Below are 20,732 nucleotides of genomic sequence, written 5' to 3'. Positions count from 1 at the left end.
TTACCATTTAATATTTTTACGAATTTTGTAGCGTAACCAGATTGCGCCACCGTTCATCAACAAGGTGACAACAATAATGAGAGCACCAGTGGCGGCCGCATTGACATGAAATGCGTGGTCAGGGCGGGACAACCAGTTAAACATCTGGATCGGCATCACAGTAAAGCCGGAGGATAACCATTCAAAGTTAATGAATGGTGCTTCTGTAGTGATTGGTGAGGGTGGCAGAAAGGCGATGAATGTCAGCGCACCAATGGTGATAATTGGTGCAGTTTCACCTAAAGCGCGGGACATACCGATAATCACACCGGTCAAAATGCCGCCGTAAGAGTATTTGAATACGTGGTCATACACCACTTGCCATTTGGTCGCGCCAACGCCGTATGCGGCTTCGCGGATAGAAACCGGGATAGCACGAATGGCTTCGCGGGTAGACACAATCACAATTGGTAGAATCAACAGACCCAAGGTTAAACCGGCCGTCAGGATACTTTGACCCAAACCCAGGATGTACACAAATAAACCTAGCGCCAGCAAACCGTAAATAATGGAGGGTACGCCAGCCAGATTGGAGACGTTGATTTCAATCAGGTCAGTAAAGAAATTTTTCGGCGCATATTCTTCGAGGTATAAACCGGCGGCGACGCCTATAGGCACCGCAGAAAGGAATGTCACAATCATCACCAGCAATGAACCTACCCATGCGGAAAGCAAGCCGGCACGCGCTGCACGACGCGAAGGGAATTCAGTCAGGAATTCAAGGTTGAATTTAGGATAGCCATCAGCAATCAACTGCCAGAACAGCAACATCAGTGTCATCAGGCCTAGCATCAGACAGAGTAGGCCCAGCGTTGCAAACAACGTGTCGTTACGCTTGTGGCGTTTAATCATGGCGCGCACTTCGGCCAGATTTTCAAGTACAGAAGCTTTATGTTCCATGTTGGTATTATTCCCGCATCGTCCGGTAGTCGGTTACCGGCAGTGTATCGTTGTTATATGTCAGTTTTGCGTCAGGGTATATCTTAAGAATTAGTAACTCTCGCGATAGCGTTTGCGTACCCAGTGACCGATGATGTTAAAAGTTAACGTCATTGCCATTAACACCAGTCCGGCGGCAAAAATACTTTGGTAACCAATGCTGCCATGCGGCAAATCGCCCATGGCCACCTGCACAATGTAAGCAGTAATCGTCGCAGCGCTTTCCAGTGGATTGAATGTCAGGTTAGGTTGCTGGCCCGCAGCAATCGCCACCACCATGGTTTCACCCACCGCGCGGGAGATCGCCAGGATATAGGCAGCCACAATCCCGGAGATAGCCGCTGGCGTGACCACTTTAACCGCAGTCTGGAAACGGGTTGCACCCATAGCATAAGAACCTTCACGCATGCTCATAGGCACCGCGCGCATGGCATCTTCAGACAGTGAGGCAATGTAAGGAATAATCATGATGCCCATCACAATACCGGCACCAAGCATGTTGAAGCTAGGCAAATTCGGATAGATGGTCTGCAGTAATGGCGTGACAAAGAACAAAGCAAAATAGCCGAACACTACGGTTGGTACACCCACCAGCAATTCCAGGATAGGCTTCACAATCTCGCGTGTTTTGTGTGTGGCAAATTCAGACAGGAAAATCGCCGATATGGTACCGATAGGCACGGCCACTGCCAGGGCGATGGCAGAAGTGGTTAATGTACCGGAAACCAGTGGCAAGATGCCGTAGTGTGCATCTTCAAACAGGGGTGTCCATTCGGTATCGGTGAAAAACTCAACCACAGACACGGTTTTGAAAAAACTTAAAGACTCATACAGCAACACGCCTACAATCGCGAATGTAGTGGCTACCGCTACCAGTGCCGCCATCATCAGTATCAACTCAATGATGCGTTCTTTGACATTTCTACGGATGTTTTTAGCCAGTCTGGGGCTGATGGGCAGTTCCACGGGTGCTTGCATTGCTTGAGTCGCCATAGTGATTATCTGTCGGGTAAGAATTTTAGCGGATAATCCGCGGTACAGGCCGAAAGTAACGAAAAAAGGGGCTATTGCAGCCCCTTAATCATTATTTGATTCGGGATAACAGGTCAGTAATCTTGATGCCGACTTCTGAAGAACCGTTAAAGCCGGTACCTGGTTTCATCGCTTTGAAATGTGTTTTAACTGCATCGTAATCTACTTTTGGCAATGGTACATATTTCACTTCTTTTACCAGTTCCGGTGCGTTTTCCAGGTAGAAATTCACAAACGCCTTGATTTCCGGTTTGAATGCAGCTGAAGTTGCGTTCACGTAGATAAACAATGGACGGGCCAGTGGTTGGTAAGTACCGTCCATTACCGTAGCTTCAGAAGGCAATACAGGTTTGCCGCCTTCTTTTGCAACAATAGGAATGGCTCTCAGTTTGTCTGTGTTTTCCAGGTAGTAAGCCAGGCCAAAGTAAGCCAAACCACCTTGGTTACCTGAAACGCCTTGTACCAGGACATTGTCATCTTCTGATGGCGTGTAATCTTTACGGCTGGCTTTGGCTTTGCCGTTCACCGCTTCAGTAAAATAATCAAAGGTACCGGAAGAAGTACCAGGACCATACAGGTTCATCGCTTTGTCCGGGAAGGTTGCATTCACTTGCTTCCAGTTTTTAACAGAAGAGTTTGGCTCCCAGATTTTTTTCAGTTCTGCGACTGTCAGTTGTTTTACCCAGTCATTTTTACTGTTCACCACTACAGTCAACGCATCGTAGGCGATTGGTAACTCGATAAACTGTACGCCGCCTTCTTTACACAGGTCTATTTCTTTTTGTGTGATTGGGCGTGAAGCATCTGAAATGTCAGTTTCGCCACGGCAGAATTTTTTGAAACCACCGCCAGTACCAGATTCACCTACAGTCACCTTGATACCTTTGGTACGCTGAAACTCCTCAGCGACGGCTTCGGTAATCGGGTATACAGTGCTCGAACCGTCAATTTTGATAATCTTGTCCGCTGCATTAGCTGTTGAAAAGCTGAATGTTTGTACAATCAATGAAGCGATTAAAGTAGTGCGGAACAACGTGGTATTCATTTATACACTCCTGTGTGTGGTGTTATCTTGCAATGCGTGAATCTTAGAAACTTTATATGACAGAAATGTGACAAAAAATAAAAAAGGCGCACCAGGCGCCTATTTTGCATGACATTTTTCTTACAACACACTTTCACCGATATGGTACGCAATTGCTGCCATAATCGCTGCGCAGGGGATAGTCAGTATCCATGCCCAGACAATACGCGAAGCTAATCCCCAACGTACAGCGGTCATCCGGCGTGATAGTCCTACGCCGACAATGGCGCCGGTAATGGTGTGGGTGGTTGAAACCGGTATCCCCAGGCTAGTGGCCAGGAATAACGCAATCGAGCCGGAGGTTTGTGCTGCAAAGCCACCGGTCGGGCGAATCTTGGTAATGCCCATGCCCATGGTGCGCACGATACGCCAGCCGCCAAACAGGGTGCCGAGACCCATTGCCAGCTGGCAGGCAATCACCACCCAGAATGGCACATGAAAGTCACCTTGCAGGTAGCCATTGGCAAACAGTAAGACCGTAATAATGCCCATGGTTTTCTGCGCGTCATTGGCACCATGCCCAAGGCTGAATAACGAAGATGAAATAAATTGCATCTTGTTAAAGCGGCTTTCGATTTTATAAGGTGATGAGCGCTGAAATGCCCACATGATACCGATGGACAACAGTAGCGCCAGCAACATGCCAAACAATGGCGACAAGATAATGGCAATACCGGTGCTGATCAGTTTGCTGCCTATGATCACGCCTTTAGTGCCAGAATGCGCCATGCCTGCGCCGATCAGGCCGCCAATCAGCGCGTGTGACGAGGAGGAGGGGATGCCGAACCACCAGGTGATCACGTTCCAGGCGATTGCGCCAAACAGGGCGCCGAAGATAATAGTATTGTTGACGATATTCGGGTCTATGATCCCTTTACCTACCGTGTCTGCCACATGCAAACCAAAAAACAGGAAAGCGACAAAGTTAAAGAAAGCAGCCCAGATAACGGCTGCCTGAGGGGTTAGCAAACGGGTTGAAACCATCAGGGCTATGGAGTTGGCGGCATCATGAAAGCCGTTCATAAAATCAAAGATCAGGGCGACGAAGACTAGCACCGCCATGACGATTATCACGTGATCCATGACGATTCCTTAAATGCGTTCCAACACGACGCCGTGAATCACATCCGCGACATCCTCACAGCTGTCGACAGCCTCTTCGAACAAATCATATAGTTGCTTGGAACGGATCAGGGTGCGGGCATCATGGTCTTCAGAAAACAGCCTGTGCATGCCAGAGCGCATAATGTGGTCGGCCTCACCTTCGATGGTGCTGATTTCCTCACAAGTGCGCAAAATGCGTTCGGCATCTTTCATATCTGACAGCATATGCACGGCATCGCGTACTTTTTCCGCCGCTCTTAAGAGGATCTGCGCAAGTGCTACCATTTCAGGGGTGAATTTGGTATGGCCGTAAATTTCCGCACTCTGCGGAATCGCTTCCATATAATCAATGATGTCGTCGAGCGCCATTGCCAGCTCACGGATTTCACGGCGGTCAAACGGGGTAATAAAGGTTTTATGTAGCGAGAGCAGGATCTCTTTGGTGTATTCGTCCGCTTCGGATTCAATTTTGCGGATTTCGGCAAAATGTGTGTGAAACCCGGCCTGATCTACCTCTGCGGCCATTAACGCCAATACTTTGGAACCACGCACAGCACAGTCGGCCAGACGGTTAAACAGCACAAAATAGTTATCGTTTCTAGGGCTGATTGCAGCCATAATGCGGCCAAAGGTGGCATGCGCCATTGAGGACTCCCGGACGGTTACAAAGTTTTGTGACCGTGATTTTACTATTTTGTGACAGTGTATGTGACAAAAATATGAATTCTTTACTAAATTGATGCCCATCTATGACCCTGAATCACGTGCCCGGCTGCGGTATAATGCTGGCTTTTACACTCTGACCAATCAAAAATGGAAGCCGAACACCTCAATAGTATCGCCAATGCGCTCAGCGATTTGACACAACGTCACCAGGCCCTTCGGGGGTATCTTTGACTACGAAAACAAACAGCAACGTTTAGCCGAGGTCAACGGGCTGCTCGAAGATCCCAAGATTTGGGACAATGCAGAAAAGGCACAAAACCTGGGCAAGGAAAAACGCATGCTGGAAACCGTGGTCATGACGCTGGATGATGTGCATCAGTCATTGTCTGATAGCAGTGAGTTGTTTGAGATGGCGCGTGAAGAGAATGATGATGACACCTTATTGAGTGTAGAAGCAGACACAAAAAAGATTGAGGAAATCATCGCTGCCATGGAATTCAAACGCATGTTCTCGCAGCCTTTGGATGCCAACAACTGCTTTATCGAATTCCAGTCTGGCAGTGGCGGTACCGAAGCACAGGACTGGGCGGGCATGTTATTACGTATGTATTTACGTTATGTCGAGCGCAAAGGTTTCAAAGTCGAGGTGCTGGAGGAATCAGAAGGTGATATTGCCGGGATTAAGGGCGCATCGATCAAAGTCAGCGGTGATTATGCGTTCGGCACATTGCGTACTGAAAGCGGCGTGCATCGCCTAGTGCGTAAATCCCCGTTTGACGCCAACTCCAAGCGTCATACCAGCTTTGCCAGCGTGCAGATATTCCCAGAGGTAGATGATTCGATTGAAATTGACATCAACCCGGCCGATTTGCGCATTGATACCTACCGCGCCAGCGGTGCCGGTGGTCAGCACATTAACAAAACCGACTCGGCGGTGCGTATCACCCACTTGCCGACCAATGTGGTGGTGCAGTGCCAGAATGACCGTTCGCAACATCGTAACCGAGAGGAAGCGATGAATATGCTGAAGGGTGCTTTGTATAACCTAGAGCTGAGCAAGCGAAACGAGGAAAAGCAGGCGCTGGAAGATGCCAAAACCGATATCGGCTGGGGTCACCAGATCCGAAGTTATGTGCTGGACCAGGGACGTATCAAAGACCTGCGTACCAATGTCGAGATTGGCAATACGCAGGGCGTGCTGGATGGCGACCTGGATCCGTTTATTATGGAAAGCCTGAAGCAGGGGCTTTAAGTTAATATTCAGGTAATTAAAAAGGCAGCGGAGTCGCTGCCTTTTTATATTGAATAATCACCTAGTCAGCTTGCCCATCAATATAAAGCCACTGCCCACTTTCTCGGCTAAATCGGCTATATTCGGTCAGCTGTTCTTTCTTCTGTTTAGCACTCTGAAAAGTCGCCACAAACTTTACAAACGCCGTATCCGCATCCGGCTGCTCATGTGAAAGCACCTGCAGTTTTAACCATTTGATACCTCCTAAATCTTCTTGAGTAAGGCTTTTAGGTTGTGTGTCTTGATGCCAGGTATGCAAAATATATTCTGGCAATTTTAATGCATAGGCGCTGTAACGCGAACGCATCAAACGTTCAGCATCTGGTGCGGGTGTGCCGTTATGCAAAGGCTGGCAGCAGTCTGTATAAGCTTTACCGCTGTAACATGGGCAGGCATTTTTCATTGGGTATTCCGAATCTCAGTATGCAAGTCGTTTAGCGATCAAGTGATTGTCGATAATCTGTTCTACGGTCGAGTCTGCATCAAAACAACTCTGTTTGTGCTGCCGGCGGGGCCGCCAATAACTGATCGATATCAAGCTCGAAGATACCAAGTTTGCCCGCACATGGCATTAACGGTAGCGGTCTTGCCTGTTCAAATAAAAAACCAAAATAGTCATGATGCACACCGCCGAAATGCGCGCGCTGATCGCGACTAACTCCTGTTGGTAGTTCCCCCGGTTTGCAGCACAGCACAAGTTTGGCAATGCCAACCACACCGCCATATTCCAGTTTATCCACATCAGGGATGGGAACGTCGGTGTTGTATTTAATGTGCTGATAATACTGCTCGTACAACCCTTTGCTGGCATGAATGAGCATGGGGCCGCGATATTGCGTGCCCCAGGTGCGGTCATCGACCAGCAAGTAGCCGTTTGCGATCAGCCAGGCAAACGGTTGCTTGAAAGATAAAGCCTTGATCACGCCTAACGGCATTGAAATAGACATAAGTCCTGCTGACAACGAATGTATGGATTTAAGCGATTTCCCGCGTTTCCATAAACTGGATATCCGGGTAACGTTCTTGCGCCATCTGCAGGTTGACGCGGTTAGGTGCCAGGTATACATAGTCATCTGCACTATCCAGGCCAACATTGAAACCGTATTTATCAGCGATGGCCTTCAGATCTGCATCTGAGCCTTTCAGCCAGCGCGCCGTATAACAGTCATATGGCTCGAAAATCATATCGACGCCATATTCATGTTCCAGGCGATGCGACACTACGTCAAACTGCAGCATACCTACGGCGCCAAGGATCAGATCGTTGGAAAGTAGCGGACGGAACAACTGCGCTGCACCTTCTTCGGAGAGTTGCTTGAGGCCTATTTGTAACTGCTTCATTTTCATCGGATTTTTAATGCGCGCACGGCGGAAAAATTCCGGCGCGAATGAAGGAATGCCGGTGAATTTCAGTGCTTCGTTTTCGGTAAATGTATCGCCAAGCTTAATGGTGCCATGGTTAGGAATGCCGATAATGTCGCCGGAATATGCTTCATCCATAATAGTACGGTCTTGCGCCATAAACGTAATGGCGTTATTGACGTTAAGCATTTTGCCGGAAGCCACTTGCTTGATTTTCATGCCACGTTCAAAACGGCCGGAACACACCCGCAGGAATGCAATGCGGTCGCGGTGTTTTGGGTCCATATTGGCCTGGATCTTGAATACAAAGCCTGCGAATTTTTCTTCATTAGCGGCTACAGAGCGGGTTGCCGTGTTGCGTGCCTGTGGCGGTGGCGATAAGTCTACCACTGCATCCAGCAAGGATTGCACGCCGAAGTTGTTTACGGCAGAACCGAAAAAAACCGGTGTCTGCTTGCCGCTTAAATAACGCTCTTTATTAAACTCATTCGATGCACCACGGACCAGTTCAATGTCCACGCGTAGCTCTTGTGCCTGATAGCCTATCAGCTCGTCCAGACGCGGGTTGTCGATACCCTGGATAGTTTCCGAAGTGCCTTTTTCAGCACGTGGATCGAAAAACAGAATACTGTCAGTCACCAGGTTATAAACACCACGGAAAGTTTTACCCATACCAATCGGCCAGGTCATGGGCGCACACTCCATGCCCAGTGTCGTTTCGATTTCATCCAGCAACTCAATTGGCGCACGGCTTTCGCGGTCAAGCTTATTGATGAAGGTGATGATAGGCGTGTCGCGCATACGGCAGACGTTGAGCAGCTTGATGGTTTGCGCTTCCACGCCATTGACAGAGTCGATCACCATCACGGCCGAGTCAACCGCTGTCAGCGTACGATAGGTATCTTCAGAGAAGTCATCATGGCCTGGTGTATCCAGCAGGTTGACCATGTGGTCACGGTAGGGAAACTGCATCACGGAAGAGGTGACTGAAATACCACGTTGCTTTTCCAGTTCCATCCAGTCAGACGTGGCATGGCGCGCAGCCTTGCGGCCACGCACTTCACCGGCGACCTGGATGGCGCCGCCGAACCACAGCAGCTTTTCAGTCAGCGTGGTTTTACCCGCATCCGGATGGGAAATAATGGCAAAGGTGCGACGGCGTTGGACTTCTTGCTGCAAACTGGACATGAAAAAATAGCGGCTCGTTTAAAAGCCGCTATTTTAACCTATTTGCCTGATGGGGATGGCTGTGAGTAAGCTGATTGCTATTTTCGCATCAGGAAAACAGCAATTGCGATAAATACCGCCAGGATAATCAGGCCTTCCATACTGCTCTGTCTTAACTCACTGGTTGTTTCAACTGCTCCAGAATCGCCGGGTTATCCAGGGTGGAAATATCAGAAGTGATTTCTTCCCCTTTGGCCAGACTGCGCAGCAAACGGCGCATGATTTTCCCTGAACGCGTTTTTGGTAAATTATCACCAAAACGGATTTCATCGGGCTTAGCGATCGGGCCGATTTCCTTGCCTACCCATTCACGCAATTCAGCGACGATTTTCTTGGCTTGTTCGCCTTCCGGACGTTTGCCTTTCAATACCACATATGCCACCACGGACTCGCCTTTAATCGGATGCGGTTTCCCCACGACAGCTGACTCAGCGACCAATGGGTTAGCAACCAGTGCCGATTCAATCTCCATGGTGCCCAGACGGTGACCGGAGACATTGAGCACATCGTCAATCCGGCCCATGATGGTGAAGTTACCAGTGGTGGCATCACGTACGGCGCCATCCCCCGCCAGGTAAATATTGCCACCCAGTTCAGCCGGGTAGTAACTGGCTTTGAAACGTTCTGGATCATTGTAAATAGTGCGGATCATGGACGGCCAGGGTTTCTTGATTACCAGCAGACCGCCATTGCCCCAGGGAATATCTTTGCCGGTTTCATCCACCACATCAATATCAATGCCGGGGAAGGGCAGGGTACATGAACCCGGAACTAGCTTAGTAGCGCCCGGTAGCGGTGTAATGACATGACCACCGGTTTCTGTTTGCCAGAAAGTATCCACGATAGGGCAGCGGCTGCCGCCTACTTGCTCGTAGTACCACATCCACGCTTCAGGATTGATCGGTTCACCTACCGTGCCCAGCAAGCGCAGGCTGGATAAGTCATATTTTCCAGGGTGCGTAGCAGCATCAGATTCGCCAGCTTTAATCAATGAACGGATTGCGGTCGGCGCAGTGTAGAACACGCTGACCTGATGGCGCTGTATCATTTCCCAGAAACGGCCCGCGTTAGGAAAAGTAGGAATACCTTCAAACACGATTTGCGTTGCGCCCATGGCCAACGGGCCGTAGGTCACATAACTATGGCCGGTAATCCAGCCTACATCGGCGGTACACCAGTAAATGTCATCCGGTTTGATATCAAAAGTCCAGCGCATAGTGTTCATGGCATGGAGCAAATAACCTGCCGAGCTGTGTTGTACACCTTTAGGTTTACCGGTGGAACCTGACGTATACAAAAGAAATAAAGGATGTTCGGCCTCGACCATCACCGGCTCGCACTCGTCGGATTTTCCTGCAATCAGGTCATGCCACCAGGTACATTTGCTGTCCCAGGCCACATCCTGTCCGGTTTTCTTGAACACCACCATATTGCGGATGCTGTCACAGCCCCCCATCGCGATACCTTCATCCACTGCTTGTTTCAATGGCAGTGTTTTGCCGCCACGGTATTGGCCGTCAGAGGTAATGACTGCGACAGCACCGGCGTCAATGATGCGCTCATTCAGGCTTTTGGCAGAAAAGCCGCCAAATACCACAGAGTGGATAAGGCCGAGGCGCGCACAGGCCTGCATGGCGACAATGGCCTCAATGCCCATAGGCAGGTAAATAATGACGCGGTCACCTTTGACCAGATTGAGTGATTTGAGGCCATTAGCAAACTGGCAAACCTGATGATAAAGCTCTTTGTAAGTGACATTTTTAATGTCGCCGTTATCGGCTTCAAAGATAATGGCTGTCTTGTTCGGGATGGTTTTTAAATGCTTGTCCAGGCAGTTGGCTGAAACGTTTAATTCACCATCTTCAAACCACTTGTAAAACGGAGCTTGCTCTTCATTCAGTGTTTTAGTGAACGGTTTGTGCCAGATCAATAATTCCCGTGCCAGGTTGGCCCAGAATCCTTCGTAATCCTGTGCAACTTCTTTGCACAAACGGTTGTATTCCTCCATGCTGCCCACGGCTGCCTGGCTGGAAAAAGCTGCGCCCGGTGCAAACACGCGGTGCTCATGAAGTACAGATTCGATAGACATAGCGTCCCCCAAAAATCAATGTCAAAAAATGCCAAAAATCAATCTTAAAAAATCAAACCCAAAATGCAGGTTTGGTGAACCTCAGGTATTATTGTTCTGGTTCTGATTGACCAACTCTCCGAGCACACAAAACACCCTCATTAAGAGCGATATCTCATGCAACAGCTTGCCGAAATTCTAACAGAAAAGCAGGTGCCGTCTACAGAAGCGGCCTATTTGCTGCATGCGGCGGCATGTAGCCCGTTTTTTGCCAGATTCGCTACAAAAAATACAGATTTCCTGACTGATCTGTTAGATAACTTATACAAGACCTATAAGACTACAGATGTCGCCAAGCTATTTTCAGTCGAAAAAAATCTGGATTCAACTGAAAAAAATCAGGCAGAAGCGGTTTTTTTGCAACAAATCAGGCAGATTCGTCAACGCTTGATGGCACACATGATAGCTCGCGACCTGAATGGTCTGGCTAATTTTGAAGAAGTTGTAGAGACCACCAGTGCGCTGGCGGAAGCGGCGATTGCTGCCGCGGCAGATTTCTATCACGCCGAACTGGTCAAGACTTATGGCACGCCGCGTAATGCGCAAGGCCATCCTCAGCAACTAATCGTAGTTGGTATGGGCAAGCTGGGCGGGCGTGAACTGAATGTGTCATCTGATATAGACCTGATTTTTGCCTATGAGCACGAAGGCGACACTGATGGGGAAAAATCCATCAGCAATCAGGATTTCTTTACCAGGCTGGGTAAAAAATTGATTGTGGCGCTGGATGATGTGACTGCCGATGGCTTTGTGTTCCGCGTGGATATGCGTTTGCGCCCGTATGGTTCTGAAGGCGCACTGGTTTGTAACCTGGATGCACTGGAAGATTATTACCAGAACTACGGACGCGAATGGGAGCGATATGCCTGGATTAAGGGAAGGGTGGTCTATGGGCCAGCGGGAGCTTTGAATAAGCTAATCCGGCCATTCGTCTTCCGTAAATACCTGGATTTTAACGCGTATGCCTCAATGCGTGATCTGAAAACCCAAATCCAGCGCGATGTGGTGCAACGCGGCATGTCGAACAATATCAAGCTGGGTCGCGGTGGCATACGCGAAGTTGAGTTTATTGCACAGGTGTTCCAGTTGATCCGTGGCGGGCAGTTGCCGGACTTACAGATCAAGCCAACATTGGCTGTGTTGGCGCGTCTGGCTGAACGCGGCATGCTGCCTGCGGAAGATGTCGCAGCACTCACAGAAAGTTATATCTACCTGCGTAACCTGGAGCATAGATTGATGTATATCGATGACCAGCAGACACAGGATCTACCGGATTCAGAGACCTATCGTGACTACCTGTTACGCATGCTTAAACATCAGAGCTGGAACAGTTTTATCGACGAGCTGAATCAGCACAGGGACCGTGTGCAGCGATTCTTTGATGATACTTTCAAGGATCAGAAAACTAATGATCAGCAAGCAAATGATTTAGAACAGGAAGTAGCCATTTGGCAAGGCACGATTGCCGCAAGTGAGGCTGAGAAATGGTTGCAGGAGCAAGGCTATACCCGAGCTGCCGATATTGTACAGCTGCTGCAAAACACGCGTGCCAGCCAGAGAATTCAGCAATTACCCGAACAAAGCAAACGCCGCCTCGATCAATTAATGCCACTACTGCTGCGTGAGGCGATACAGCAGCAAAGCATAGTGCCGGACACGGCATTGATTCGTACGCTGGATTTACTGGAAAGCATTTGCCGCCGCGCCAGCTATTTAGCCTTGCTGACTGAGTTCCCCGATGCTTTGGCTTTGATCGTGAAATTGTGTGCCGCCAGCCCGTGGATTGCACAATATGTGTCCGCACACCCGGTCTTACTTGATGAATTACTGAATAAACAAACCCTGTTTAAACGGCTGGATGCCGCGCAATTAAAAGCCGAATTGATCCAGCATATGGCGCATCTGGCGGGTGATGTGGAAGCGCAAATGGATGCCATGCGCCACTTCAAGCATGCCAATGTACTGAAAATCGCCGCACAGGATTTGATGACTGCATTGCCGCTGGAAGCGATTTCAGATGACCTGAGCGCGCTGGCTGAAGTGGTGCTACAGGTCAGCCTGCAAACTGTCTGGCAGAATGTTTCGTTCAAACATAGAGAAACGCCACAATTTGCAGTGATTGGCTATGGCAAGCTGGGTGGCAAGGAACTTGGCTATTTATCCGACCTGGACATTATTTTCCTGTATGACGATGACGCCGATAACGCGCAGGAAGTCTATGCCCGTTATGCGCAACGGCTGAATACCTGGTTCAATACCATCACCAATGCCGGTTTGCTGTATGACACCGATCTGCAATTACGGCCGGATGGTAACAGCGGCTTGCTGGTGAGTAGTGTGGGTGCTTTTGAGGAGTACCAGAGAAATAAAGCCTGGGTATGGGAGCACCAGGCCATTACTCGTGCGCGTTTTGTCGCCGGTGAAGCCAAAGTGGGGCAGCAGTTTGAGCGTATCCGTATGGAGATATTGAAGTCTAGGCGCAATCAGTCAGATATCAAGCAACAGATACTGGATATGCGGCAGAAGATGCGTTCTTCCCATCGTTTTGACCCTGCCATGTTTGACCTTAAGCATGAAGCTGGCGGCATTATAGATGTTGAGTTCTTAGTGCAATATCTGGTGTTATTGCATGCGGCAGATTACCAAAAATTAACCGAGAATATTGGTAATATTGCCTTGCTGGGGGTATTGGCAGAAAGTGGCTTGATCAATGCGCCACTTGCCGAGCTGGTGCAGCAGTCATACCGTCAGTACCGTGCCTGGATACACGCAAGTAAATTACAGGGTGAGCCGGCCAAGGTCGAAAAAGCATTGGCAGAACCATTGCAACAGTCAGTGATTGCCCTATGGCAGTCGGTATTTGAATCCTAAGGCTGACAAAGAGGAAGCCCCCAGATTCTTACACTCCCCAGCGCAGGCCCGCAGTATGCACCGGGCTATCCCAATGTTGCTTAATTTCTTCGTCCAGCAAGCAAACGGTCATTGATGCACCTGCCATATCAATAGCCGTGATGTAATTACCAACCAGGCTGCGGGCGACAGTAAAGCCTTTTTCTTTCAGCAGTTTGGCAGCGGTATTGTAGATCAAATAAAGCTCCATCAATGGTGTCGCTCCCAGGCCATTGACCAGCAATAGTACTTCGCCATTGAGCGGTAATTGTTTAGCTTCAATATCGTGCAAAATCGCAGCCACCATGTCACTGACGATTGCATCTGCCTCACGCATCTTTTCACGTCGACGGCCAGGTTCTCCATGAATGCCAACGCCCATTTCAATTTCGCTTTCTGAAATATCAAAAGTAGGGCGGCCCGCAGCCGGCACCGTACAGCTGGTCAACGCTGCGCCTATACTGGATGTGCGCAGGTTGATTTTTTCACCTAGTGTTTTGCATGCTTCCAGATCCGCGCCGGTTTCTGCCAGGCTGCCTACACATTTCTCTACAATCACGGTACCAGCCACACCCCGGCGGCCAGTCGTGTAAGTGCTGTTAACTACAGCGCAATCATCTGAGGTGTATACCGTTGCGTGCTCAAATGACAGCATTTCAGCCGCCATTTCAAAGTTCATCACATCGCCGGCATAGTTTTTCACGATAAATAGCACACCTTTATCGGCATGCACCGCTTCGGCTGCCGCCAGCATCTGGTCCGGTGTTGGCGAGGTAAAGACTTGCCCGGGGCAGGCGGCATCCAGCATGCCTTTACCCACATAACCTGCGTGTAAAGGCTCATGTCCAGAACCGCCGCCGGATATAATCGCGACTTTATTTTTTGCTTTCTGTTTGCGGATGACAAAGGTAGGCTCGAATTGCACTTCAACCAGATCGGCATGCGCAGTAGCAAAGCCACTCAGGCTTTCGACCAGCATATGATCTACATTGTTTAGAAATTTTTTCATATTTACTCCTGTGCCCGACATAGTAAGCCGCTAATCGTTTTTAATTGTTTGGTTTTGCATCGCGTATCAGTTTGCAGACGATTTAATTGCTTAAGACCAGATCACAAACGCTATGTATCATCACCTGGCAGCTTTTGGCGCCGGCATCCAGATGGCCGATAGCACGCTCGCCCAAGCCGGAAGCGCGACCTTTGGTGGCTAGCATATTGCGCGTAGATTCCAGGCCTTCACTGGCAACCACTTTTAATGCTGATGCGATTTCTTTTGCAGATTTATCTTGTTCGGCTAATTGTTTAAATGTAGTCGACACTGGAATCAGTACATCAAGCATGGTTTTTTCACCCGTCTGCGCTTTGCCGCGCTGCATGATTGCCTGCACGCCAGCGTCAAAAGCCAGCGCGATTTCCTTAATGGTTATGTTATCGAAGGCCTTGAGGGTTTTACCCATGCTCATGAAGAAGCTGGCGAACAAAGGGCCGGAGGCGCCGCCTATCGTGCTCAGCAATTTCATGCCGATTTTATTAAGCGCATCAGTGGCTGACAAAGCCTCCAGTTCCGGGGCAATGCCGACAATTGCCTCACAGCCGCGCTTCATATTAATGTAGTGGTCGCCATCACCGATTTCGCGGTCCAGGCCTTCGATATCCGCTTCATGTTGCAGAATGGCAGCGTGAATGGCTGCAGCCTTAAGGTTAATTGTGTCGCTATTCATCTTGGGTTAATGTCATCATCTATGTGTTTTCAGGCAGGCTTTTAAGTATGCAAACATTATGCTACTGATAAGCAATTGTGGATTGCAAGCTTGTTTTTTCTTCTGCTGGATTAGGCGTTTTGACCACTAGCGTTTAAAATGCTGCCGCTGTCCTCGTGGTGAAACAGGATATCACCAGCCCCTCCTAAGGGCTAGTTTCAGGTTCGAGTCCTGACGGGGACACCCATTTCGTATGAATAATCGTGGTAAGTGCTTGAAAACAAGCGTTTTCTGCCATATAATTGCGGATTGACTTTTTTGTCAATTAACTTGGCATGTATTCACATAGGGTGCCCGCAAGGGTGTTATTGAATGCATGTGAATGAATAACCCTTTGAAATAGAAAGACTTATTATGTCAGTGACTATGCGTCAAATGTTGGAGGCTGGTGTTCACTTTGGCCACCAAACTCGTTACTGGAACCCGAAAATGGCTGAGTTCATTTTTGGCGATCGTAACAAAATCCATATCGTTAACCTTGAAAAAACCCTGCCTTTATTTGAAGATGCACAAAAATATGTGCGTACTCTGGCAGCCAACAAGGGCCGTATTCTGTTCGTAGGCACCAAGCGTCAAGCCCGCGACATCGTTAAAGAAGAAGCGCAACGTGCCAGCTGCGCATACGTTAACCATCGCTGGTTGGGTGGTATGTTGACTAACTTCAAAACTGTTAAACAATCTATCAAGCGTTTAACTGACTTCGAAAACATGATGCAAGACGGCAGCATCGACAAGTTCGGTAAAAAAGAAGCTTTGGGCATCAAACGCGAAATCGAAAAACTGGAGCGTTCCATCGGTGGTATTAAAGAGATGGGCGGCTTGCCAGATGCGATTTTCGTGATCGACGTTGGTCATGAAAGTGGCGCGATTACTGAAGCACGCAAACTGGGTATTCCAGTGATTGGTATCGTGGATACCAACAACTCACCAGATGGTATTACTTATGTAATTCCTGGTAACGATGACTCATCACGTGCGATTCGTCTGTACGCTCGTGGTATGGCAGATGCAGTGCTGGAAGGCCGTGCTAACGCGATTACTGAAATCGTGAAAGCAGCACAAGAAGAAGCCGCGCCAGCAGCCGCGAATACAGAGGCTGTTGCCGAGTAATTACTCGCAGCGAAAAAAGGGGCTATGCGCCCCTTTTTCTATTGCATCGCATGCAATATGGCTGACACATCGTCAGTGTATTGTTGATTAAAAGAATATTTAGTAAATCCTCAAGCAGGAATCCTAACAAAAGGAGTAGTAAATGGCTGAAATTACCGCAGGCATGGTGAAAGAGTTACGTGAGCGCACCGATGCACCAATGATGGACTGTAAAAAAGCATTGACTGAAGCTGAAGGCGATATGACACGTGCCGAAGAAATTCTGCGTGTGCGTTTTGGTAACAAGGCAAGCAAAGCTGCTGGCCGTGTGGCAGCTGAAGGTACCGTAGGTATCAATATTGCCGCTGGTGGTAAAGTTGGTACTTTGATCGAAGTAAACTCTGAAACAGATTTCTGTGCCAAAAACGAAGAGTTCCTGAAATTTGTGTCTGAACTGGCACAAGTGGTTAATGAAAATAACCCGGCCGATATCGAAGCGGTTGCTGGTTTGCCTATGCGTGGTGAGACTGCTGAAGCTGTGCGTGCGCAACTGGTTGGTAAAATCGGTGAAAACATCACGCCACGTCGTTTTGTACGTACTGAAGCCAAAGGCCAGTTGTATAGCTATGTACACGGTAGCAAAATCGGTGTGCTGGTTGACTTGGTTGGTGGTGACGAGAATCTGGGTAAAGACCTGGCCATGCACATAGCTGCTGCGAAACCGAAATCACTGGATGCCAGTGGCGTGGATGCGGCTTTGATCGAAGCAGAGCGTCGCGTAGCGATTGAGAAAGCTAAAGAAGCTGGCAAACCAGACGCCATGCTGGAAAAAATCGCTGACGGTACTGTGCAAAAATTCTTGAAAGAAGTGACTTTGCTGAGCCAGACTTTTGTGAAAGATGACAAACTGTCGATTGAGCAATTGCTGAAAAATAACAATGCAAGCGTTGCTTCATTTACGATGTATGTTGTTGGTGAAGGCATTGAAAAAGTAGTGGTGGATTACGCAGCTGAAGTAGCTGCTGCGGCAAAAGTTTAATTGCTTTCAAGCAATCACTAAAAAGTGGAATCTGCGGATTCCACTTTTTTTATGCTTAACGGGTCGGTTTCTGGCCCAAGAAACCGCGTTTTGTGATTAAATAGGCACATTTTGAGTTTGGGAAAAATAGCAATGGCACAACCTGTTTTCAAGCGTGTTCTCCTTAAATTATCCGGTGAGGCGCTAATGGGCGATGATGCTTACGGCATTAATCGTGAGACAGTGAATGCGATTGTTTTGCAAGTCAAAGAAATCGTCGATATGGGCGTGCAAGTAGGGATTGTGGTTGGTGGCGGCAATATTTTCCGTGGTATCGCACCTGCAGCCGAGGGGATGGACCGTGCGACTGCTGATTATATGGGTATGTTGGCTACGGTCATGAATGCCATGGCATTGCAGGACGCCATGAAGCACGCGGGTGTCGCTGCGCGTGTACAAAGTGCATTGAATATCGAAGCAGTGGCTGAACCTTATATTCGTGGCAAAGCAATTCGTTACCTGGAGGAGGGTAAAGTGGTGATTTTTGGTGCCGGTACCGGTAACCCGTTCTTTACCACCGATACGGCTGCTGCATTGCGTGGCGTAGAGATTGATGCAGAAATCGTTTTAAAAGCGACCAAGGTCGATGGCATTTATACAGCTGATCCGAAAAAAGACCCGACAGCGACCCGCTACGACACCGTTTCATTTGATGAGGCGATTAATAAAAACCTGAAAGTAATGGACGCTACGGCGTTTACTTTATGCCGTGACCAGAAAATGCCAATTGCAGTATTCAGTATTTTCAAACAAGGCGCGCTTAAGAACATTATTCTGGGTGAGAACGAAGGCACACGCGTCAAGGCTTGATGCTTGACGGTTGCGGAAGTAAAGTGAGATTGGAGAAAAACATGGTTGAAGACATTAAAAAATCTGCCGAGCAGAAAATGCAAAAGTCTCTGGACGCATTAAAAACAGATTTGGCAAAGGTACGCACAGGTCGCGCACATGCCGGTTTGCTGGACCATGTCATGGTTGAGTACTATGGTTCTATGGTGGCGGTTAACCAGGTTGCCAACGTTAACCTGGGTGATGCACGTACGATTAATGTGCAGCCTTACGAAAAAAACATGATTGCAAAAGTAGAAAAAGCTATTCGCGACAGTGATCTGGGATTGAATCCGGCAACCAACGGCGATCTGATCCGTGTACCTATGCCTATGCTGACTGAAGAGCGTCGTCGCGACTTGACTAAAATTGTACGCACAGAAGGTGAGAGCGCCAAAGTGGCGATTCGTAATATACGCCGCGATGCCAACGATGCATTGAAAAAACTGGAAAAAGACAAAGCGATTTCAGAAGATGATGAGCGTCGTGCTGAAGAAGAAATACAAAAAATGACCGATAAAGCGGTGGTTGAAGTGGATAAACTGCTTCAACAGAAAGAAACGGATTTGATGGCGGTGTAAGCTGCTATCTAGTTGAGCGTATATTTTGGGTTTCTTTTCCAGTTCTACCAAGCAAGTCCCCGACACCAACGAGCTGCCGCAACATGTGGCGGTGATTATGGATGGCAATGGCCGCTGGGCAAAAAAACGTTTTTTACCCAGAGTTGCAGGACACCAGCGCGGCCTTGAGTCTGTCAGGCAGTTGGTGAAAGCCTGCGTGCGGTTGGATATCAAATTTCTGACCTTGTTTGCGTTTAGCAGCGAAAACTGGCGCCGTCCTTCTGAAGAAGTGACCTTCCTGATGGGTTTGTTCCTGGAAGCGTTGGAGCGGGAAGTCAGCAAGTTGCACGAAGCCAACATCATTCTCAAATTGATAGGCGACCGTAGTCTGTTTAATGAAGTGTTGCAACAAAAAATGCTCGAAGCCGAGCAGAAGACAGCTGGTAATAGCGGACTGACCCTTTCCATTGCCGTTAACTATGGCGGACGCTGGGACGTGATCAATGCAGTAAATGCTCTATTGCAAGCCAAGGACGGCAAGGTCACTGAAATCAATGAATCTGACCTGACGCCATATCTCTCAATGCCTTATGCACCGGAACCGGATTTGTTTATCCGCACCGGCGGTGAAACACGCATAAGTAATTTCTTGTTGTGGCAGCTTGCCTATACAGAGCTCTATTTCACAGATACTTTGTGGCCTGATTTTGATGAAGCCGCCTTTGAAGCTTCGTTAGTTTCTTACCGTCAACGTGAACGTCGTTTCGGGCGTACCAGTGAACAATTCAGCAGCGATAATAGCGCGACTTAATTTATTTATATCTATGTTGAAAACCAGAGTGATCACGGCAGTAGTATTGCTAGGGCTATTTCTCCCGGCGTTGTTTTACCTGCCCATGATGTGGTGGGCGTCTGCGATGTTACTGCTAACGCTGGTCTGCTTGCATGAATGGGCCGGTTTTTTGCAGCTAAGCCCGACGCAGACCTGGATCTATTTAACATTTTCTACACTCACTGGCGTGGCCTTGCTGTTTTTGTTGCAGCGATGGGGTTTCCATTGGTTTTTCTATCATGCCTTGCAAGTGTTTACAGGGATGACATTTTTCTGGTTAATTGTTGTGCCAGTGGCGATGTTTTTTAATGCCTTTTTCAAGCAGAAGGCAATTAATCTTTTCCTCGGCTGCTGCCTGATGCTGTCATTGTGGATGGCACTGGTGACTGCGCAAGAGGTCAATCCTTACGTATTGCTGGTTATCATTTCTACTATCTGGCTGGCTGACACCGCGGCCTACTTTTTCGGTAAAAAATTTGGGCAGCATAAACTGGCACCAGCCATCAGCCCGGGCAAAACTTGGGAAGGCGTGCTGGGTGCTTTGCTGGTGGTTGGGGTGTATGCTGTTACTTTGAAAGCTACCGGAGCCGTGACAACCTGGTGGGTACTGCCCGGCCTGTGGATTATCACCATTGTCGGTGTATATGGCGACTTATTCGAATCGTTTTTCAAGCGTCGCGCTAACCTGAAGGATAGTGGACAGTTTTTGCCAGGGCATGGGGGGTTTTTGGACCGTGTCGATGGCGTGATCCCGGCACTGCCGGTAGGTTTATGCCTGGTATTCTGGTTTCATTACTGGCAACAGTCTTACTCATTTTAAAAGG

The 20,732-nt window shown here is 48.6% G+C and carries 19 protein-coding genes; 8 read left to right on the top strand and 11 right to left on the bottom strand.

The annotated features are described in order from the left end of the window. The 5 genes from pstA to ASG24_RS02190 all read right to left on the bottom strand — a co-directional run bounded on the left by pstA (position 1) and on the right by ASG24_RS02190 (position 4,843). Complete coding sequence (pstA, locus tag ASG24_RS02210) at positions 1 to 939, bottom strand: phosphate ABC transporter permease PstA (protein WP_055825901.1); 939 nt, start codon at positions 937 to 939, stop codon at positions 1 to 3. A gap of 90 nt (positions 940 to 1,029) precedes the next feature. After that, the gene (gene pstC, locus ASG24_RS02205; protein WP_055825900.1) at positions 1,030 to 1,956 is read right to left on the bottom strand and encodes a phosphate ABC transporter permease subunit PstC; all 927 of its coding nucleotides are present in this window, start codon (positions 1,954 to 1,956) and stop codon (positions 1,030 to 1,032) included. Positions 1,957 to 2,062: 106 nt separating this feature from the next. After that, positions 2,063 to 3,055 carry a PstS family phosphate ABC transporter substrate-binding protein gene (locus tag ASG24_RS02200; protein WP_055867360.1) on the bottom strand — a complete coding sequence of 331 codons (993 nt, stop codon included), beginning with the start codon at positions 3,053 to 3,055 and terminating at the stop codon, positions 2,063 to 2,065. A 120-nt stretch (positions 3,056 to 3,175) separates the two neighbouring features. Continuing rightward, positions 3,176 to 4,177: an inorganic phosphate transporter gene (locus tag ASG24_RS02195; RefSeq protein ID WP_055867356.1), complete on the bottom strand. Its 1,002-nt coding sequence runs from the start codon at positions 4,175 to 4,177 to the stop codon at positions 3,176 to 3,178. A 9-nt stretch (positions 4,178 to 4,186) separates the two neighbouring features. Further along, positions 4,187 to 4,843 carry a DUF47 domain-containing protein gene (locus ASG24_RS02190; protein WP_055825894.1) on the bottom strand — a complete coding sequence of 219 codons (657 nt, stop codon included), beginning with the start codon at positions 4,841 to 4,843 and terminating at the stop codon, positions 4,187 to 4,189. Positions 4,844 to 5,011: 168 nt separating this feature from the next. Between ASG24_RS02190 and prfB the strand changes: the two genes are divergently transcribed. Beyond that, positions 5,012 to 6,116, top strand: a protein-coding gene (gene prfB / locus ASG24_RS02185) for a peptide chain release factor 2 (protein WP_156376504.1) whose coding sequence is annotated in 2 segments (ribosomal slippage) — positions 5,012 to 5,092 and positions 5,094 to 6,116 — 1,104 coding nt in all. Because the reading frame shifts where the segments join, the coding sequence is not laid out codon by codon here. 61 nt (positions 6,117 to 6,177) lie between these two features. On the opposite strand, the gene ASG24_RS02180 is transcribed toward prfB, so the two are convergent. From ASG24_RS02180 to acs, 4 genes are all read right to left on the bottom strand, one after another. Then, a complete protein-coding gene (locus ASG24_RS02180) occupies positions 6,178 to 6,558 on the bottom strand; it encodes a YchJ family protein (RefSeq protein WP_055867347.1) in 381 nt (126 codons plus the stop codon). Between the two features lie 79 nt (positions 6,559 to 6,637). After that, entirely contained in the window at positions 6,638 to 7,102 is a 465-nt protein-coding gene (locus tag ASG24_RS02175) for a hypothetical protein (RefSeq protein WP_055867346.1), read from the bottom strand. A gap of 28 nt (positions 7,103 to 7,130) precedes the next feature. Next, positions 7,131 to 8,705, bottom strand: a complete 1,575-nt coding sequence (locus ASG24_RS02170; protein WP_055825887.1) for a peptide chain release factor 3 — start codon at positions 8,703 to 8,705, stop codon at positions 7,131 to 7,133. A gap of 151 nt (positions 8,706 to 8,856) precedes the next feature. Continuing rightward, a complete protein-coding gene (acs, locus tag ASG24_RS02165) occupies positions 8,857 to 10,833 on the bottom strand; it encodes an acetate--CoA ligase (protein WP_055867343.1) in 1,977 nt (658 codons plus the stop codon). 156 nt (positions 10,834 to 10,989) lie between these two features. Here acs and glnE point away from each other — a divergent pair, with 156 nt between their 5' ends. Then, the gene (glnE, locus tag ASG24_RS02160) at positions 10,990 to 13,743 is read left to right on the top strand and encodes a bifunctional [glutamate--ammonia ligase]-adenylyl-L-tyrosine phosphorylase/[glutamate--ammonia-ligase] adenylyltransferase (RefSeq protein WP_055867339.1); all 2,754 of its coding nucleotides are present in this window, start codon (positions 10,990 to 10,992) and stop codon (positions 13,741 to 13,743) included. Between the two features lie 28 nt (positions 13,744 to 13,771). Here the strand turns inward: glnE and dhaK are convergent, their stop codons facing one another. Together dhaK and dhaL are read right to left on the bottom strand one after the other, a co-directional pair. Beyond that, a complete protein-coding gene (gene dhaK / locus ASG24_RS02155) occupies positions 13,772 to 14,770 on the bottom strand; it encodes a dihydroxyacetone kinase subunit DhaK (protein WP_055867336.1) in 999 nt (332 codons plus the stop codon). A gap of 82 nt (positions 14,771 to 14,852) precedes the next feature. Then, positions 14,853 to 15,482 carry a dihydroxyacetone kinase subunit DhaL gene (gene dhaL / locus ASG24_RS02150; protein ID WP_055867333.1) on the bottom strand — a complete coding sequence of 210 codons (630 nt, stop codon included), beginning with the start codon at positions 15,480 to 15,482 and terminating at the stop codon, positions 14,853 to 14,855. Positions 15,483 to 15,875: 393 nt separating this feature from the next. Here dhaL and rpsB point away from each other — a divergent pair, with 393 nt between their 5' ends. From rpsB to ASG24_RS02115, 6 genes are all read left to right on the top strand, one after another. Next, complete coding sequence (rpsB, locus tag ASG24_RS02140) at positions 15,876 to 16,631, top strand: 30S ribosomal protein S2 (protein ID WP_055867330.1); 756 nt, start codon at positions 15,876 to 15,878, stop codon at positions 16,629 to 16,631. Between the two features lie 142 nt (positions 16,632 to 16,773). Continuing rightward, positions 16,774 to 17,649 (top strand): translation elongation factor Ts, encoded by an 876-nt coding sequence (tsf, locus tag ASG24_RS02135; protein WP_055825873.1) that lies wholly within the window; start codon positions 16,774 to 16,776, stop codon positions 17,647 to 17,649. 132 nt (positions 17,650 to 17,781) lie between these two features. Further along, complete coding sequence (gene pyrH / locus ASG24_RS02130) at positions 17,782 to 18,498, top strand: UMP kinase (protein ID WP_055825869.1); 717 nt, start codon at positions 17,782 to 17,784, stop codon at positions 18,496 to 18,498. A gap of 41 nt (positions 18,499 to 18,539) precedes the next feature. Continuing rightward, positions 18,540 to 19,097 carry a ribosome recycling factor gene (gene frr / locus ASG24_RS02125; protein WP_055825866.1) on the top strand — a complete coding sequence of 186 codons (558 nt, stop codon included), beginning with the start codon at positions 18,540 to 18,542 and terminating at the stop codon, positions 19,095 to 19,097. Between the two features lie 25 nt (positions 19,098 to 19,122). After that, a complete protein-coding gene (uppS, locus tag ASG24_RS02120; protein WP_055867327.1) occupies positions 19,123 to 19,887 on the top strand; it encodes a polyprenyl diphosphate synthase in 765 nt (254 codons plus the stop codon). Positions 19,888 to 19,900: 13 nt separating this feature from the next. Beyond that, on the top strand, positions 19,901 to 20,728 hold the full coding sequence (locus ASG24_RS02115; protein WP_055867323.1) for a phosphatidate cytidylyltransferase: 828 nt from the start codon (positions 19,901 to 19,903) through the stop codon (positions 20,726 to 20,728). Positions 20,729 to 20,732 lie beyond the last annotated feature (4 nt).

Origin of the sequence: Methylophilus sp. Leaf414 (assembly GCF_001425425.1) — a bacterium.
Classification (GTDB): Bacteria; Pseudomonadota; Gammaproteobacteria; order Burkholderiales; family Methylophilaceae; genus Methylophilus.
The sequence above is the reverse complement of the archived record's forward strand: the minus strand, read 5'-3'. Positions and strand labels throughout refer to the sequence as shown.